The sequence below is a fragment of the Bacillus sp. FSL R12-0074 genome (assembly GCF_038005725.1).
In the GTDB taxonomy this organism is placed as follows: Bacteria; Bacillota; Bacilli; order Bacillales; family Bacillaceae_G; genus Bacillus_A; species Bacillus_A mycoides.
Window position 1 is genome coordinate 2603821 of record NZ_JBBOTR010000001.1, and the last position, 18511, is coordinate 2622331.

The 18511-nt window shown below is 35.1% G+C and carries 18 protein-coding genes; 15 read left to right on the top strand and 3 right to left on the bottom strand.

From position 1 onward, the window contains the following. Window positions 1-95 precede the first annotated feature (95 nt). From NSS97_RS30500 to NSS97_RS13565, 4 genes are all read left to right on the top strand, one after another. Complete coding sequence (locus NSS97_RS30500) at window positions 96-230, top strand: hypothetical protein (protein WP_002141907.1); 135 nt, start codon at window positions 96-98, stop codon at window positions 228-230. Between the two features lie 212 nt (window positions 231-442). Next, entirely contained in the window at window positions 443-1117 is a 675-nt protein-coding gene (locus NSS97_RS13555) for an HAD family hydrolase (protein ID WP_060751157.1), read from the top strand. A 171-nt stretch (window positions 1118-1288) separates the two neighbouring features. Further along, complete coding sequence (locus tag NSS97_RS13560) at window positions 1289-1657, top strand: DUF4180 domain-containing protein (protein WP_107886873.1); 369 nt, start codon at window positions 1289-1291, stop codon at window positions 1655-1657. Between the two features lie 190 nt (window positions 1658-1847). Beyond that, entirely contained in the window at window positions 1848-2615 is a 768-nt protein-coding gene (locus NSS97_RS13565) for an arylamine N-acetyltransferase (RefSeq protein WP_107886872.1), read from the top strand. A 19-nt stretch (window positions 2616-2634) separates the two neighbouring features. Here the strand turns inward: NSS97_RS13565 and NSS97_RS13570 are convergent, their stop codons facing one another. Further along, window positions 2635-2817: a hypothetical protein gene (locus tag NSS97_RS13570; protein WP_107886871.1), complete on the bottom strand. Its 183-nt coding sequence runs from the start codon at window positions 2815-2817 to the stop codon at window positions 2635-2637. Between the two features lie 143 nt (window positions 2818-2960). Between NSS97_RS13570 and NSS97_RS13575 the strand changes: the two genes are divergently transcribed. Continuing rightward, complete coding sequence (locus NSS97_RS13575; protein WP_088033779.1) at window positions 2961-3614, top strand: YdeI/OmpD-associated family protein; 654 nt, start codon at window positions 2961-2963, stop codon at window positions 3612-3614. Window positions 3615-3740: 126 nt separating this feature from the next. Next, window positions 3741-4856: an NAD(P)/FAD-dependent oxidoreductase gene (locus NSS97_RS13580; protein ID WP_044441673.1), complete on the top strand. Its 1116-nt coding sequence runs from the start codon at window positions 3741-3743 to the stop codon at window positions 4854-4856. A 442-nt stretch (window positions 4857-5298) separates the two neighbouring features. On the opposite strand, the gene pssA is transcribed toward NSS97_RS13580, so the two are convergent. After that, window positions 5299-5790 carry a CDP-diacylglycerol--serine O-phosphatidyltransferase gene (pssA, locus tag NSS97_RS13585; RefSeq protein ID WP_002085344.1) on the bottom strand — a complete coding sequence of 164 codons (492 nt, stop codon included), beginning with the start codon at window positions 5788-5790 and terminating at the stop codon, window positions 5299-5301. 442 nt (window positions 5791-6232) lie between these two features. Here pssA and NSS97_RS13590 point away from each other — a divergent pair, with 442 nt between their 5' ends. The 7 genes from NSS97_RS13590 (at window position 6233) to NSS97_RS13620 (ending at window position 15816) form a co-directional block, all read left to right on the top strand. After that, a complete protein-coding gene (locus NSS97_RS13590; protein WP_341112924.1) occupies window positions 6233-8479 on the top strand; it encodes an ABC transporter ATP-binding protein in 2247 nt (748 codons plus the stop codon). Then, on the top strand, window positions 8476-10335 hold the full coding sequence (locus NSS97_RS13595) for an ABC transporter ATP-binding protein (protein ID WP_341112926.1): 1860 nt from the start codon (window positions 8476-8478) through the stop codon (window positions 10333-10335). Before NSS97_RS13590 ends, NSS97_RS13595 begins: the two co-directional genes overlap by 4 nt. Window positions 10336-10714: 379 nt before the next feature. After that, window positions 10715-12433: an alpha-keto acid decarboxylase family protein gene (locus tag NSS97_RS13600; RefSeq protein WP_341112928.1), complete on the top strand. Its 1719-nt coding sequence runs from the start codon at window positions 10715-10717 to the stop codon at window positions 12431-12433. Window positions 12434-12524: 91 nt separating this feature from the next. After that, the gene (locus NSS97_RS13605) at window positions 12525-13955 is read left to right on the top strand and encodes a PQQ-dependent sugar dehydrogenase (RefSeq protein ID WP_044441665.1); all 1431 of its coding nucleotides are present in this window, start codon (window positions 12525-12527) and stop codon (window positions 13953-13955) included. 198 nt (window positions 13956-14153) lie between these two features. Further along, complete coding sequence (locus NSS97_RS13610; RefSeq protein ID WP_002013264.1) at window positions 14154-14726, top strand: hypothetical protein; 573 nt, start codon at window positions 14154-14156, stop codon at window positions 14724-14726. Between the two features lie 68 nt (window positions 14727-14794). Continuing rightward, window positions 14795-15358: a GNAT family N-acetyltransferase gene (locus tag NSS97_RS13615; RefSeq protein ID WP_107886868.1), complete on the top strand. Its 564-nt coding sequence runs from the start codon at window positions 14795-14797 to the stop codon at window positions 15356-15358. A 77-nt stretch (window positions 15359-15435) separates the two neighbouring features. Then, on the top strand, window positions 15436-15816 hold the full coding sequence (locus tag NSS97_RS13620; RefSeq protein ID WP_107886867.1) for a GIY-YIG nuclease family protein: 381 nt from the start codon (window positions 15436-15438) through the stop codon (window positions 15814-15816). Between the two features lie 126 nt (window positions 15817-15942). On the opposite strand, the gene NSS97_RS13625 is transcribed toward NSS97_RS13620, so the two are convergent. After that, window positions 15943-16149, bottom strand: coding sequence for a hypothetical protein (locus NSS97_RS13625; RefSeq protein WP_044441659.1), 207 nt, complete (start codon window positions 16147-16149; stop codon window positions 15943-15945). A 155-nt stretch (window positions 16150-16304) separates the two neighbouring features. Between NSS97_RS13625 and NSS97_RS13630 the strand changes: the two genes are divergently transcribed. Then, complete coding sequence (locus NSS97_RS13630; RefSeq protein WP_107886866.1) at window positions 16305-17084, top strand: undecaprenyl-diphosphate phosphatase; 780 nt, start codon at window positions 16305-16307, stop codon at window positions 17082-17084. Between the two features lie 80 nt (window positions 17085-17164). Then, on the top strand, window positions 17165-18487 hold the full coding sequence (locus NSS97_RS13635) for a glutamate synthase (protein WP_131929170.1): 1323 nt from the start codon (window positions 17165-17167) through the stop codon (window positions 18485-18487). Window positions 18488-18511: the final 24 nt, after the last annotated feature.

The window sequence follows — 18511 nt, forward strand, 5'->3', positions numbered from 1 at the left end:
TAAGTAAAACTAATGTATAATAATGTAAATCAGGTGTAATTTCTTGAATTGTATGAAAATATACTTTTACTTCTTTACCAAGAGGAGAAAAGGAAATGAATTTCAATATAAAAGAAGCTACTGTAATTCTAGAGCGTGTGCCACAAACTTTGGAGTTTTTTTATCTAGTTTATCAGGCGAATGGCTACATTGTAATGAAGAGGAAGGAACTTGAAATACATTCGAAGTAGTTGAGCATTTAATTGATCTGGAGAGAAACAACTGGATTCTAAGGCTAGAATTAATTCTCCTGGAAGGTAAAAATAAATCCTTTACTCTGTTTGATCGTTATTCTCACATAAATAACAACTCTCTTGGTAAACCAAAAGTTTCAAGGTACGAACTAGGGATTATTTATATATTGCGAGAAAGGTTGTGAAATTATTTGAGGGGTTATAAAGCGATGCTATTTGATTTAGATGATACGTTACTTGATAGGGATAAGGCAGTAGATAACTTGTTTTTATTAGTTTTAGAGAAGTGTTATGAGGATGTTAGTGATACAGTCAAAAACAATATGTTACAGAAATTCAAAGAATATGATAAAAGAGAATATGGCATTAGTGATAAAACAATAGTTTTAGAATCATTATTTGATGAATTCGCGCCGAAATATAGATTGCCACGCAATTATATCCAAGATTTTTGGAATGAAAACTTTCCTAAATGTTTTTCAATTGACCAAAATACTATTCTTTTCTTAAATCATATAAAGAGGCACTTTAAAGTTGGAATTATTACAAATGGCTCAACTCAGAGGCAAAAAGCTAAAATAATGAATACGGGTTTAAATGAGTATTTTGATACGATTATTATTTCTGAAGAAGTGGGATTTAGTAAACCTGATAAACGTATATTCGAACTAGCATTAAATAAGCTAAATGTACAATCAGAAGATGTACTATTTGTTGGAGATGACTTAGAAAAGGATATTGCCGGTTGTCAAAATGCAAATATAAAGGGCATATGGTTCAATCCTAATATGATTAAGAATAATACCGACACTAAACCATATGCCGAGATTACTTCTTTTGATAATTTATTAAGTTATTGTGGAGAGATAAATTTTCAAAAATAGTAAAAAGATAGATTACCCTTAATTTCATTGACCATATGAGAAGTTTTAAAACAATATTTATTTACGAGGATATAAAGGATATTGGGCCAGGGGTAAATCATTTATGTGTGTTAATGAAGAGCTACACAGCATGTTTAATATATACTTTATAAATTATAGAGGAGTGAGACTATGGAAATAAAGAAAGTAGTAATTGGCGGAATAAATATTGCCGTCGTCAGAAACGATACAGTATTAATATCCGATGTTCAATCTGCATTAGATCTCATGGCAACAGTTCAATTTGAAGCGGATTCAAAGCGGATTGCTATCAATAAATCATTAATAAGTGAAAGTTTCTTTGACTTAAAAACACGTCTTGCGGGTGATATTCTTCAAAAGTTTATTAATTACAGCGTGAAAATTGCTATTATCGGGGATTTTTCTATGTACAATAGTAAAAGCTTAAGAGATTTCATTTATGAATGTAATAAAGGTAAGGATATTTTTTTCTTAGCAACTGAGCAACTGGCAATTGAAAAGTTAAGCTCATTGAAATAAAGATATAAAATGTATTTCGAAAGAGGCATCCGTGATGGTGCCTCTTATTTGTATTTTTATATAAAAATGTTTTTCAAATTTAAATTTTGTACCGGTACAGTAACTGCAAATGTACATTGTTACAATATCCCTTCAAATTTACAATCAGCATATATTATTTTAATTTATAACTTATTAAGGGGTGCTGAATATGACAAAGTTACAAGATCAACTTTTCACAAGATTAAACCTTGAAAAACGTACTGAAATAAAATTTGAAGAATTAAGTACAATACTCTTTGCATTTGCCCACACAATCCCGTTTGAGAATTTAAATGTAATAGCAAGTAATGCGAATACAATTTCTATGAAAAACTTACAAGAGAAAATTTTAACTAGTTCTCGAGGTGGGCTTTGTTATGAATTAAATACTCTTTTTTACTATTTTTTAAAAGATAGTGGTTATGATGTACAACTCGCACTAGGTACCGTATATAAAAATGATATAAATGCTTGGGCACTTGAAGATGGGCATATAACAATTATTTTAAATTACGAAAACGTAAGGTACTTAATTGATGTAGGTATTGCTTCATTAGTACCTCTTGTGCCAGTACCGTTTACTGGCGAACTTGTTTCTTCTAAAAACGGTTCGTATCGAGTAAGACAAAAAGATACGAGTAAAGGAAACTATGTTCTAGAAAGAATAGATGTTGATGGAGAATGGAAAGTTTGTCATGCTTTTTATAAACATATTATTGATGAGACAGTAGTAAACGATGTTCAAAGAAGAGTGATAGAAGATGAGAAATCTATTTTCAATAAAGGACCCATTGCAGTAAAATTGACGAACTTTGGCCATATCTCATTAACGAATACTAGTTTAACTGAAATTATTTATGGAGAAAAAACGAAGCGTGAAATTACAGAAAATCAATATAAAGAGCTTTTATATACTTTATTTGCTATTGAGTTGTGAATATAAAAATAGCCGGTTCTTATTCAGAATCGGCTATTTTTATTATTTTTGGTTTAAATGGTTTTCGTCTAATATGTTTCGGAAACTGCGGTATAGTTAACGTTTTTAACGTTTCCTCAGCTTCTTCATATGTATGAAAAACTGGCTCTTTTCCATTATCTCCTTGCAAAACTAGCCCTTCATCTCGGATTACATATCGCATAAAACCACTCCTTATAGTAAAAAATTATGGTCTATTGAAACAGAATGATACGATTTCAAGTTTAATTTTCTTAATAGATATAATACACTAGAACAGTATAAAGAAGTATATAAAATGAATATTGGATGCAAAGGAAGATTATAATGTCAGTTATTGATAAATTGAAACTAAATAAGTATACAAATATGGTCGTAATTAACGAACCAAGTGATTATGACATTTTCACAGGTAAAGAAACCTCATTTTCAAAAGAACATGATGCTATTTTTATTTTTGTTGAAACACTTGATGAAATGGTGAAACAAACGAATTTTATTATTAGTAATGAAGAATTACTAATTGAAAAAGGTTACGTGTTTTTCGCATATCCGAAAAAAGGTAATGCTCGTTACAGTACGTTTATTCACCGTGATGAGATGTTTCCGGCATTAAACGTTGGAGATGATGGATATGTTGGGGAAAGCGAAATTAAATTTGCGCGAATGGTAAGTATGGATGATGTCTTTACAGTTGTAGGTTTAAAACGTGAAAAGAAAAAAGCGAAGAAAACACCTGCAGCGAGTCAATGTGTTGCTGATTATGCAGATCGTATTCAAGATGTTGAAGCATTATTGGCTAATCATCCAGCTGAACTTAATTTTTATCAAAGTTTAACTCCTGGTTATCAAAAAGATTGGGCACGTAATTTATTTTCAGTGAAACAAGAAAAAACACGCGATAAACGTCTTGAGAAAATGATTGAAATCCTTTCACAAGGCTATAAAACAATTGAATTATTCCGTAAGAAGAAAAAATAATGATTAGGAACGTCACAATGATGCAACAATTAATTACGTTGAGCACATTGAAAAAAGGATTCCTTTCAGTATACTAAAATATGTTCTTATATTTAAATAATTAGCAAAAGAGAAAAGGTGTTTGAAATGAAATCGTATATTGTAGTTGGATCTGGAATTTTAGGGGCATCTACTGCCTATCATCTTGCTAAGGCTGGTGCGAAGGTTACTATTGTAGATCGTCAAGATTTAGGTCAAGCCACTGACGCAGCAGCAGGTATTGTCTGTCCGTGGCTGTCGCAACGTCGTAATAAAGCATGGTATAAAATCGTTAAAGGCGGTGCACGTTACTATTCTTCGTTAATTCAGCAATTAGAAGAAGACGGTGAAACGGATACAGGTTACAACCGTGTAGGTGCAATTAGTTTACATACTGATGAGAAAAAACTAGATCAAATGGAAGAGCGAGCGTATAAACGCCGTGAAGATGCACCGGAGATTGGTGAAATCACTCGCTTATCAGCTGAAGAAACGAAAAAATTATTCCCAGCATTATCGGAAGAATATAGTTCTGTTCATATTAGTGGCGCTGCACGAGTAAATGGAAGATTATTACGAAACGCATTAATAAGCGCTGCGAAAAAACATGGTGCAACTTTCATAAAAGGTGATGCAGTATTAGTCCGTGAAGGGAATCATATTACGGGAGTTAAAGTAAATGACGAAACAATTGTAGCGGAAAAGGTAATGGTAACTGCAGGCGCATGGGCGAACGAAATCTTGAATCCATTAGGAATTAATTTCTTAGTTACGTTCCAAAAAGGACAAATTGTTCATTTGCAAATGGAAAATACAGCAACAGAAAATATGCCAGTTGTTATGCCGCCGAACGATCAATATATTTTAACATTTGACAATGGCCATGTCGTAATTGGTGCAACGCATGAGAATGATACTGGTTTCGATTACCGTGTAACAGCTGGTGGTTTACATGAAGTATTCCATAAAGCGTTAACAGTAGCGCCTGGTTTAGAAGATGGTACAATGCTTGAAACTAGAGTTGGCTTCAGACCATTTACGCCAGGATTCTTACCTGTTATTGGCCCACTCCCTAATTTTGAAGGCATACTCATTGCAAACGGATTAGGTGCTTCAGGATTAACAGCAGGTCCATACTTAGGATCAGAACTTGCGAAACTTGCGTTAGGGCAACCGATTGAATTAGATTTAAATGATTATGATGTTGCTGGGGCAATGGAATAGTAATAAACAAAAAGATTAGGAGTGATTTCCTAATCTTTTTGTTATGTTATTTGGGCGTAACTAAGTATTTTGAGAGGTAGGAGTTCTTTTAAACAAGTGGGATCACCACATCGCTATCAAGCTAAGAAAATAGATAACCCACAAAACGAAAATTTTTTGCCCTTTATAGCAACGAAGTGCATTTTTATCGTTTGAGGTATTAGAGAAGAAAGATTGATTCGTTCAATATAGAGGCGAAAATACATATCAGAAATATAAACAATAGCCCCAAAAACTGGAGGCTATTCAATTTCACAATCTATTATGAGTACAATAGGTAAGCTCTTTAAAGTCTGTCCCATCGCTGCATTCGTAAAATGATGAATAACATCAAAACCCTCAACTTGATGGATATTAGCGAACCGTTCCACAAATGAAATTAAAGCGATAGACGGGATCCCAATTAAAGTTTTTTAAACCTAATTGGACTTACCATTAAGAGAGCGAGGATTAATGTAATCCATGCATTGCTATATGAAAACAATCCCATACCGGCCAATGGTAATCCAGCAGCTGGAATAGGTAATCCCTTAAAATATCCAATGGTTGGTTTTACACTAAATTTAGCTAATCTTAAAGCACCCATCGTTGGGAAAAGGATAAATGCCAAAGAAGTTAAAATAGATGGTGTTGCTATCGAATGAAATAAAAGTGCAGGAGCAACTCCGAAACTAACAATATCAGCTAAAGAATCCAATTGTACACCAAACTCACTGTTCACTTTTAATTTTCTCGCAATTCTTCCATCAAGGAGATCTAAAACAGCTGAAAAGAAAATAAAAATGGAGGCTACTTCCAAATAGTCACTCATATTCATGGTAATTGAAAAAACACCGCACAATAAATTTCCAATCGTAAATAAATTGGGTACAGCTTTTACTATTTGATTGAACAAGGTTGTCCCCCCTAAGTTGATCAAACTTCACGTTTATGTAGCATTTTCTATATATTCTTCCGTTATTCTTGAAAAAATATGACCATTGTATGCTAAGTAAATTTCGACAAGAGAAAAGTCGATTTCCTGTACGTTTTGTTGGTTTATAAACATGTTTGATCAAAGATAAGTCTATTACTGCTAATTTACCTAATATAAAAACCCCGTTTTTGAAAAAAAGAGTTATCAAAATAGGCTTTAAACATATTTTATAGAATCACTTTTTATAAAATATGTTTGATTATTTTCGGTGCATCATATCTTCATATAGTCATAAAATTAATCTGTAGTCGAAAATACGTAAAGAGCTGCTAGAATGAATTACTGAGAATACGAAGAATAAAGGAGAGAAGCGGGGTAAAAACTAAAAAAATTAGACAAAGAAAATGGAGAGATGAACTAAATGTTAAAGATCATCAAACATTTAAAACCATTTATTGCTTCTATCATTGCAGTTGTATGTCTTTTAACTGTACAGGCAGTATGCGATCTATCACTGCCAGACTACATGTCTAACATTGTCAATGTAGGAATTCAACAAAAAGGTGTAGAAAATGCAGTACCTGAGGTTATTCGTAAAAGTGAAATGGATAAACTTACGCTCTTTATGAATGAAAATGAGAAGAAAAAAGTTGCTGACAACTATGTGCTTTTAGATAAGAACAACCTCTCTCAAAGTGAACTAAAAAATGACTTAAAAGATTATCCGCAGCTTGATAAAGAGCCACTTTATAAGTTACATACAGAAGATAAAAAAATAATTAACGAACTTAACGATATCTTTGGGAAACCAATGTTAATTACACAAGGAATTGAAAAAGGTGGCTCATCTGCTTTCTCTCCTGCTGCGACAGGTGACAACAACACACCAGCGAAACTTCCGCCAAATTCAGATCCTTTTGCAATCATTGCGAAACTTCCTCAAGATCAAATCAATGTAATGAAAGAAAAGGCAGATGAAAAGTTTAAGAATATGCCAGGCAGCATGGTAACACAATCAGCTGTTTCATACATTGAGAATGAGTATAAGAAAATCGGTATCAATACTGATAAACTTCAATCTAATTTTATTCTTACTTCCGGCGGGAAAATGCTACTTTTATCCTTAGTAAGTATGGCAGCTACCGTTATCGTGAGTTTACTTGCTGCAAAAGTAGCTGCAGGACTCGGCAGAGACCTTAGAAAGAAAGTATTCCGGAAAGTTACAAACTTCTCGAATGCGGAGTTTGATAAGTTTTCCACTGCATCTCTAATCACAAGAAGTACAAATGATATCCAGCAAGTTCAAACACTTATGGTTATGATGCTTCGCATTGTATTCTATGCACCAATTTTAGGTATCGGCGGCATTATTAAAGTACTTACTACAGACCTTTCAATGGGATGGATTATCGCAGTTGCGGTAATTGCGATTTTAAGCCTAGTCATTGGTTTATTTAGCATCGCGATTCCTAAGTTTAAGCGTATCCAAAAGTTAGTAGATAAAATTAACTTAATCACTCGTGAATCTTTAACCGGTATGCTCGTTATTCGTGCTTTTAATACTCAAAAACATGAAGAAAAGAAATTTGAAAAAGGAAATCAAGATTTAACAAAAACAAATTTATTTGTAAGCCGTTTAATGTCATTTATGATGCCAATGATGATGTTTATCATGAATGCCGTTACTGTACTTATTATTTGGGTTGGATCACACCAAGTGGATATGGGACATATGCAAGTTGGTGATTTGATGGCATTTATGCAATATACAATGCAAATCATCATGGCCTTCTTAATGATTTCAATGGTATCTATTATGGTTCCACGTGCTTCAGTTTCCGCACAACGTATCGCAGAAGTTTTAGATACTGACATTACCATTAGTGATGTAAAAGAGCCGAAAACATTTGCTTCAGACAAGAAAGGTTACGTTGAATTTAAAAATGTTGGCTTTAGATACCCAGGTGCAGAAGAAGATGTGCTTTCCAATATCACCTTTACTGCAAAACCTGGTGAAACGACAGCTTTCATCGGAAGTACAGGTAGTGGTAAATCAACATTAATCAACTTAATTCCACGCTTTTACGATGTCACAAGCGGCCAAATATTAATAGATGGCACGGATATTAGAGAAGTATCTCAGAAGGAATTAAGAGAGAAAATTGGTTATGTACCGCAAAAAGGAGTTCTCTTCTCAGGTACAATCGAGAGTAATTTGAAATACGGTAAAAAAGAAGCGACTGAAGAAGAACTCGAAAAAGCGGCGGAAATCGCGCAAGCTATGGAGTTTATTAACGCGAAACCTGAAAGCTTCCGCACAGAAATATCACAAGGTGGTACGAACGTTTCCGGTGGTCAAAAACAAAGACTTTCTATTGCGCGTGCTCTTACGAAAAAATCGGAAATCTTCATATTCGATGATAGTTTCTCAGCTCTTGACTTTAAGACAGACGCAGCATTGCGCAGAGCTTTAAACAATGAGATTACAGGAAGTACTATTTTACTTATTGCCCAAAGAATCAGTACAATCATGAATGCCGATAAGATTATTGTACTTGACGAAGGAAAAATAATTGGAACTGGTACTCATGAAGAGCTTATGGAAAACTGTGAAGTTTATAAGCAAATTGCTTTATCACAACTTTCAAGAGAGGAGTTGTCATCATGAGTGATAGAAAACAAAGCGGCCCTGGTCCTGGCGGTGGCGGTCATATGGGCGGCGGCATGAGAAGGATTGAGAAAGCAAAAAACTTCAAAGGAACGATGAATAAACTCCTTCAATACTTGAATCCCTATAAATTATCAATCTTAATCGTTATCCTTTTCGCAATCGGCAGTGCAGCCTTTACAATCGTTGGTCCAAAAATTTTAGGAAACGCAACAACAAAACTTTTCGAAGGACTCGTAAGCAAAGTATCAGGAGCACCCGGTGCGGCCATTGACTTTACCTATATCGGAAACATTGTCATTTTACTCCTTGGATTATATATACTGAGCACTGTGTTTGGTATTATCCAGGGCTACATTATTTCTGGAGTAGCTCAAAAAGTATCTTATAACTTCAGAAAAGAAATCGATGAAAAAATTAACCGTATGCCGCTGAAATACTTTGATAAAACAACGCACGGCGAAGTATTATCGAGAATTACAAATGACGTAGATACAGTGAGCCAAACTTTAAACCAAAGTATGTCGCAAATCATCACATCCGTTATTACAATCATCGGTGTACTTATCATGATGTTATCAATCAGTTGGCAAATGACATTAGTGGCGCTTTTAATATTGCCAGTATCGATGATTCTCATCATGGCAGTCGTAAAACGATCACAAAAATACTTCAAATCCCAGCAAGAATCTTTAGGACACGTAAACGGTCAGGTCGAAGAAATTTATAGTGGTCACAATATCGTAAAAGCCTTCAACAAAGAAGAAGAAGAAGTAAAAAAATTCGAAAAGGTAAATGATACCCTTTACCATTCCGCATGGAAATCTCAATTTTTATCTGGAATGATGATGCCGATTATGACATTTATCGGTAATATCGGTTACGTCGCTGTATCTATTTTAGGTGGATGGCTTGCGGTAAAGAGAACCATCGCAGTTGGAGACATTTTAGCCTTTGTGCAATATGTTAGAAGCTTTACGCAACCAATCGCTCAAGTAGCGCAAATCGCGAACGTACTTCAATCCACTGCAGCTGCTGCAGAAAGAGTCTTCGAATTTTTAGAAGAAGAAGAGGAAGTGCCAGAAGCAGAAAATCCAGTGAAGCTGCAAAAAGTTCAAGGAGAAGTTACCTTCCAAGATGTTCAATTTGGATACAATCCAGATAAGATCATCATCAATAATTTCTCATCTAACATTAAACCTGGACAAAAGGTAGCAATCGTCGGACCAACCGGAGCTGGTAAAACAACGATTGTAAAACTGTTAATGCGTTTCTATGACATAAACAGCGGTGCAATATGTATCGACGGTCACGATATAAAAGACTTCACGCGAGAAGACTTGCGCAACATGTTTGGTATGGTACTTCAAGACACTTGGCTATTTAACGGCTCCATCATGGAAAATATACGTTACGGTAGACTCGATGCTACAGACGAAGAGGTAATTGAAGCAGCGAAAGCAGCTCACGTTCACAACTTCGTAAAAACATTACCAAATAAATATCAAATGGAACTAAACGAAGAAGCAAGCAACGTATCCCAAGGACAAAAGCAACTACTAACAATTGCACGTGCCCTTATAGCGGATCCGAAAATATTAATACTCGATGAAGCAACAAGCTCCATTGACACTCGTACAGAAGTACTGATTCAAAAAGCGATGGAAAACCTTATGGAAGGTAGAACAAGCTTCATTATCGCTCATAGATTATCAACAATACGTGATGCAGATTTAATCCTTGTCATGAAAGACGGAGATATTGTAGAACAAGGTAATCATGAAGAGTTATTGAAAGCTGATGGTTTCTATGCTTCGCTTTATAATAGTCAGTTTGAAGGTGCGGATGCTTCTTGAGTCAGGTGAAAGTCCATTTAAATAACTAAACCCACGAAGAAAATGCATTTTCTTCGTGGGTTTTTATTATTTTTAAGGTTCTGTTACAAAATTTTAAAAAGTAAGCTAGACTTTTGCAAAACAGAGTGAGGAGCATGATAAATGGGATGTTTTAAAGGGAAACAATTTAAAAAGAACATTAGAAGATTAATTAATACATTCTTGTAATGTTTTAGTGTTTCTCCTCCTTCTCTTGTTTTATGAATATCTCCAAAGATAAGGAGCATTTCTTCCCGATTAATTGTTGCACAACGGATAACCGGTTTAATTAAAGGGAATTATCAAAAAGGGTACTATAAAATAGAACAAGCCCAAGAGATAGATAAGGAGTGAGCAAGCGATGGAAAACATGATTAATACGGGCAGCTTTGGTTTACAAAGGGGACCTGATCAAAAAACGGTTGGCCAGTATTTGTTCGATTGCCTGAAACTCGAGGGCATTACCGAAATTTTTGGTGTCGCAGGGGACTATAATTTTACACTTCTTGATACTTTGGAGTGTTATAACGGCATCCGTTTTATAGAAGGACGAAATGAACTAAACTCGGGCTACGCTGCAGATGGCTATGCAAGAATCAAAGGAATATCGGCTCTTATTACGACATTTGGGGTCGGGGAGCTCAGTGCATGCAATACGATAGCGGGAGCCAACAGCGAGCATGTGCCAATTATACACATTGTGGGTGCGCCTCCTGAGAAGGATCAAAAAGAGCATAAGCTTATGCATCACACCTTAATGGATGGGAATTTTGACGTTTTTCGCAAGGTGTATGAGCAGATCACGGCATATACCGCGGTGCTTACGCCGGAAAATGCCAAGATTGAAATTCAGACTGCGATTCGCATTGCTAAGGAAAAGAAAAAGCCGGTATACCTGGTTGTGGCTAATGATTTAGTGACCAAGCCGATTAAAGTCTGGGCAGAACCGGCACCACCACGTCCAACATCCAACCCGAATACCCTTCAGGCTGCAGTGAATCATGTCCGTCCGCTTTTGGAACGTTCCCACCGACCAGTTATCTTGGTGGATGTGAAAACGATGCGATTCGGCCTTCAGACAGCGACTCGGCAGCTAGCCGATGCAATGAATGTGCCTGTTGTAACGATGATGTACGGGAAGGGAGGATTCGACGAGAACCATCCAAATTATATCGGAATGTATCAAGGCTCTTTCGGGAGGACTGAAGTCCAAAGTACGGTAGAGAATGCAGATTGTATCATTGCGATTGGCATGGTATGGGCGGACACAAACACCGCAAGTTTTACCGCAAAGCTGAACCCACTGATAACTGTCAATATTCAACCGGATATAGTTAAAATCGCTGAGGCGGAATATCCGAATGTTCTTGCATCCGACATGCTACTTGCCGTTCAAAAGGTGGGTTATACCGGTAAAGGTTTGACAAAAAAATTGTCATTCCCTTATGAGCAATTCACAACTATTGCCGACGGACCTCTAATGGCGGATGGCTATTATCCGCGTTTTCAGCGCATGCTGAAAGAGGGGGATATTGTAATCGCCGAGACCGGAACGTTTTATTATGGAATGGGAGAGGTAAGACTGCCAGGCAATGTAACATATATTGGACAAGGTGGATGGCAGTCCATCGGTTACGCAATCCCTTCGGCGTTTGGTGCTATTATGGCCGCGCCGGAACGCCGAGTATTGGTGTTTACAGGTGACGGTGCCTTGCAGCTAACGGCGCAGGAAATCAGTTCTATGCTCTATTACGGCTGCAAGCCTATAATCTTTGTTTTGAACAACGATGGTTATACAATCGAGAGATATTTAAATGTCAAAACAGAGGATCAAAAGTACAACGAAATCCCTCGATGGTCTTACACCAAGCTGGCCGAAGCTTTTGGAGGTAACGCGTTTACCGTTACGGTCCGGACCTATGGAGAGCTTGATCAGGCTATAATCCATGCTGAAAAGGAAAGCGCCAAAAGACTCTGTATTATTGAAATGATCGCAGGTAATCCAATGGACGCACCTGAATATATGCGACGGATGCGCAGTTATATGGAGAAGCAGGAAATGCAGCGCAGCCAGAAATAATATCCAATTCTCTAGTCCCTAATTGGATACTAATTGAACAGTTCTAATCATATTCTTTTAATAAAACGCAATTAAAGGGGTGTAAAGTAAGTTGACAAAAGTTAAGGTTAGTTTACGACCCATTGCAAGTAAGTTCAATTTACCTACTGTTTTGAAAACAACTATACTACCAGGTGACTCAATTGAAAGGTTATTTATTGCAACCCAGATAGGAGAAATCTTTTACATAGGAGACGGGGTTATAAGGACTTTTTTAGATATTCGCCCGCGAATTATCAAATTAGGCACGTTTGAAGAAGGTGTCTCTAGTAGCGGTTATGATGAACGCGGATTGCTAGGACTAGCGTTTCATCCACAATTTTATCAAAACGGTTTATTTTACCTTCATTATTCAGTAGCTGGCACTCAAGGTCCGGGTGCCCTTTCTGAACCTTTTAAACCTAATCCGTGTGATCCGAAAACTTTAAACTTAAAGTGGGTAAATAGAGATACTCAATATGATCATATTGATACGGTTGAGGAATGGATTTTACAATCACATAGTCAACCTCAAAAACGACGGACATTACTTAACATAAGAAGGCCCTTTTTTAATCATAACGGAGTCAATAGTTTAAACTTTTCACCTGAGACTGGAAAACTTGTTTTTACAAATGGAGATGGTGGATCGGGTTATGATCCATTTAATTTAAGCCAGGATGATTTAGAAATAGCGGGTAAAATAATTGAAATTGATGTAAGTAAAAATACATTCATAAATAACCCTCCAGTAGTTACACGCTTTAATGAGTTTCCTGTATCTATACAAGAAACACTTACAGTAATTGCGAAAGGAGTTCGGAATATAACAGGTATTTCATTCCAAAGGTTTTATAATCAATATATCAAATATGCTGGAAATGTCGGGCAGGATATTGTAGAGTCTATTTTTTCGTTTGTTCATTATAAACCCATATCGGTTACCGAACTTGTTCAAATGCATTTAATGAGATCCACTCCCAATCAAGATGGATTTATTAATTTTGGTTGGCGAGGATGGGAAGGAGAATTTCCTACTTCTTTTATAAGGCACTGTTCTGAGAATCCTACTTCGGATGAGAGAACAATGGCTTATTATAATGAAACAATAGAAACATCAGTGAGGCGCATACAGCCCCTAATTAGTTATTTTCATAAAGATTCCAGAGCAGATAAGTTTGGAGGAACCTCACTTACAGGAGTACAACCATATATGGGAACTACAATTCCTAGTTTAACTGGTAGTATCGTGTTTACTGATCTTGCTAAGAAAGAAGAATCTCAGTCTCCAGTTAAAGGTGTTTTAGCATATACTAGGGCAAGTATAGACGATAAACGTAATGATTTTCATGTTATTGAAACCAATTATGATTTTGATTCTCAAGCAGCTTATTATATGAGCTTGGGAACAAATGGAGATCAAACTAGATTATATTTAGGGGTTTATGGATCTATGAAAGTAACGGATTTTAACAAAGGTACTATTTTTGAAATTGTTCCATGATACGGTATAAACTCTTAGTCTAAAAATATATGGAATTCATACTTTTTCAAACGCACGACTTAGCGCCTCTTAAAAAACCTTCTAGGGATAAACATCTATTGTATAGTGATTCCTAACAAGCAGAAAGTAAAACATAACCAATAAGTATTTGAATGAAAATAGAAAGTGGTGAATTAAGTCTCTTTAGGGGGGAATTTGATGAATCGTTTTAGAAGCTATTGGTATCAATGGATGATAGAGCAGGATGCGAATTTTGTTCATAAAAGAAAGGTGACGCCTGCAAGTAGGTTAGTCATTACAGCATTACTCGGTTCATTTGCTGCTATTTTTCAATCTGCGGGGAACTTAATCCCTGGAATTGGGTTATTTATTAGTCCTTTCGCGACGCTACCGATTTTTCTGGCTATTTGTTATTCTATTCGTGAGGGAGTACTTTCTTATATTCTTACTATTTTCCTATTATTCATTATTGAGCCAAGTGAACTAATTGTCTTTCCCTTTACTACAGGCTTATTAGGTATAGCGTTAGGAGTATCCTTTTTACAATTCAAGAGGAGGATTTGGGTAATTTCCTTTTCAGCGATATGTCTACTTATAGGAATTATGATCATTCTCGATATCTTCCGTTTTCCTGTACTTGGTCCTACTATTCATACGACTATGGATATAAAAGTTATTACATTAATATTTATACTGAGTTTTTTATACTGCTGGATCTATGCAGAGTTGTGTAGAATAATAATGAATAGAGTATATAAAGTATGGTCTTAACAATTGCATAAAATCTTTTTGAACAAATACACTTTCTCATATATTTTCAAAGATTGGAGATGTAAGCCATGTATAACATTGAAATTAGAAGGCCGAATTCGAATGATTTAGATGAATTACATTTGTTTTTTCGTCTTGTTATTACCAATACATTTAAAAACGAAGGGTTATCACATCTATTAGATGACATAGAAAATGAAATTAACTCGAAAAATAAATATTTAAAAAATGATTTTGATAGTAATGGAGAAAATCGTTACTTTTTATTAGCGATAGATACAAGTAACGATAAAATCATTGGAACAATTGAAGTCGGTCCAGCAAGTGCATTGATTAATAGTTGTACAGACGGTGTACTTAAGGATTTGTATGAAATAGGAACTGTATTTATACTTCCGGAGTATCAAAGAAAAGGTATAGGGAGTTTATTACTAAATACAATGTATCTTACATTACTTAGCAGAGGAATAACCGAATGCTGTTTAGATAGTGGATACAAAAAAGCACAAAGTATATGGACAAAAAAGTTTGGAGAACCTAGTTATGTGCTGAAGGATTATTGGGGCGAATCAAACGATCATATGATTTGGAAAAAAAGTTTACATGATATACCTATAATATTTGAATTATAAAATGAAATATCTCTCTTAACATAGCTTTTCTTACATACTTATGCTATTATTTATCTTTATAATAAAAGAGGACGTGAATGAACTTGATTAAAATTAATATTCCTGAAGCTGATGTTTCAATTACTGAACGTAACCAAGTTATTAAAGGAGACGAGCCATTAATTACTCCAATTAACGGTTTTATCGATTTCCACTTGTTCCCTAGAGATAAAGGCGGCATTTTTATGTTTTACAATATTAATGACGAACTTCTTTTCGTAGGTAAAGCTCGTAAAATTAGACAACGTATTAAAAAGCATTTTGAAGATAATGTTTCACCAATCAAAAATCATCGTGATGAAGTATACCGCATCGATGCATGTATCGTAGAAGATCCAACTGAAAGAGAAATTTACGAAACATACATCATTAATAAGTACAAAGCGAAATATAACGTTGATAAAGTGTTTTATAAATAAACAACATTAGCGAAATGAAACAATCCTAGTACATACACTAGGATTGTTTTTATTTATATAGCTTTGTAATTTTTGTCTGTAATGATTTTCCTCGCATTTGTTCCTCCTTATAAGGGAATAGATTATTTAATCGGCAGAATTTTTTCGTTTTTTAAAGTAATGAGCGGCAATTAAACAAAGTACCCCTATAAATAACATAATAATTCCAAAAGTTTTATGCTTTCCTTCGAAGAAAGGTATGTCTGTAATTACATTTGTCATACATAAGCCTAAGAACACAAGAATTGGTCCAATCCAAAGTAATATGTTGCCTAATTTTGTGTGTTCCTCCATGTAAACCCTCCTTTTTTACATATATATCCATATTTATCACGATCCATAACTTCTAAATAAAGGTTAAAGTAAATCCCCAAGAGAAATATATTTTCTTTCATAACAAAAATTAAAGCATCATATATTGGTACAAGCAAATGAGAAAGGAGATCATCATGAATTGGCTAGAAGCTTTTATTTTAGGAATTATTCAAGGGCTGACAGAGTTTTTACCTATAAGCAGTACAGGTCACCTATATTTAGGGCGACATATTTTTCAGTTAGATGAGGCAGGTTTGTTTTTAGATACGATGCTGCATATAGGGACGTTACTTGCGGTGTTTATTTATTATAGAAAAGAATTTATTTATTTAATAAAAAATCCATTTTCAAAGCTTATGCTATTACTTATTGTCGGGACGATACCTGCGGTTGTAATCGGCTTATTATTTAAAGACTTTTTTGAAGATATTTCAAAAACAGGTATAACAATAGGTTGGGAGTTTTTAGTGACGGGTTTATTTCTTTATATGTCCGATAAACAAAAGAACGGTCGTAAAAAAATGAATGATATTACATATAAAGATGCATTCATAATTGGTTCATTTCAAGCAGTAGCTATATTTCCAGCAATTTCCCGTTCTGGAATGACAATTGTCGCTGCATTATGGAGAAAGTTAGACCGTGAAACAGCGGCGTACTTTTCCTTTTTATTATCAACACCAGCTATTGTCGGAGCTATCATCTTGCAATTTGCAGATGTTTTTCAAGGGAAAGCTGAATCTATTTCTAGTACATCATTAATTGTCGGAACATTATCAGCAGCGTTCTTTGGTTACATAGCAGTTTCATGGATGATTCAATATTTAAAACGTCATTCTTTAAAAGTATTCGCGTATTACGTATGGGGATTAGGTATTTTAATTTTAATGTTGCAATTCACACAGGTGTTTTAAATATAATTATCAAGGAATTATTAGTTAAGATCCTGTTCCATTCATACACGACAGGATCTCTTTTCATTAAGGGGGAAAAAATGTTTACTAAGGCTATTGTTATTGGTGGAAGTATCGCAGGAAAACTCGCCGCAAAGGCTTTATCAAATACGTTTGAAGAAGTAATCATTGTAGAAGTTGGTGAAGAATGGGATGGAAAAGGTCCGCGAAAAAGAGTTCCGCAAAGTAATCATCCGCATGTGTTATTAAAAGGCGGCGAAGAAGCACTTGAGGAGTTGTTTCCTAACATTACTAATGAATTAATTGAAGCAGGTAGCATCGTAAATAACTTTACTCGCGATTTAAAATGGCATCAGTTCGGCCTATGGAAGCAGCCTTTCAAAGGCGAAATAAATATGATTCAACAAAGTCGTCTTCTGTTAGAATCGCATATTCAAAAACGAATTGAACAAGTTTCAAATGTTACTTCGAAGTATGAAATGTTGGTTGAAGGATTACTAGTAGATAACAAACTTAATAAGGTCTATGGAATAACAGCTAAATGTTTGAAAACAGGAATGAAAGAAGAATTTCATGCAGATCTTGTTGTTGATGCAAGTGGATTTGGTTCGAAAAATATAGATTGGTTACAAGAATACAATTTCGAAGTACAAGAAGAGAAAGTAAGAATTGATTTGTTTTACGCAACTAGAATGTTTAGGCTCAAAGAAAAAGAGAAATTAGACTGCTGTAATATGCTTATGTCTCCAAGTTTTCCTGAGAATCCTTATGGTGTTCTAATTCAAACGATTGAAGATGATCGTTATTTTGTTACTTTTAGTGGATATGCAAATGAAAAAGCACCGCAAACAGATGATGAATTTTATGATTTTGCTGAAAACCTATCAATCACTAATGTTACAGAGTTTCTAAACAAATCTGAGGCGATTACCGATATAAAAACGTACAAAATTCCATATCAAGTACGCAGGCGATTTGATCTAGTTAATAATTTGCCTGAAGGATTGTTAGTAGTTGGAGATGCGCATTGTCGTTTTGATCCAGTTTTCGGACAAGGTGTTTCAGTTGCAGCTATGGAAGCTCACCAATTACAACTAATTCTTCAAGGGAGAAAAAGGCTTGATAAAACATTAACTCGAGAGTTTTATAGGAAGACTGCTATGATTATCAAAACACCTTGGGAAATGACCACAACGGAGATAGCACGTCATCCTAAGTTACAGAAAGAATTAACTACGAAACAAAAATTTCAGCAATGGTATACGAAACAAATATATCAACTTTCTGCAAGTGATTCTGATATTTATATTCGGTTAGTCAGAGTTATGAACTTAATTCGTAGTCCATTTCATCTTTTTCATCCTAGAGTATTACTTACTGTATTACTCAGACGAAAGAAATAGCAGGAAAATTATCGTTTAAAAAAG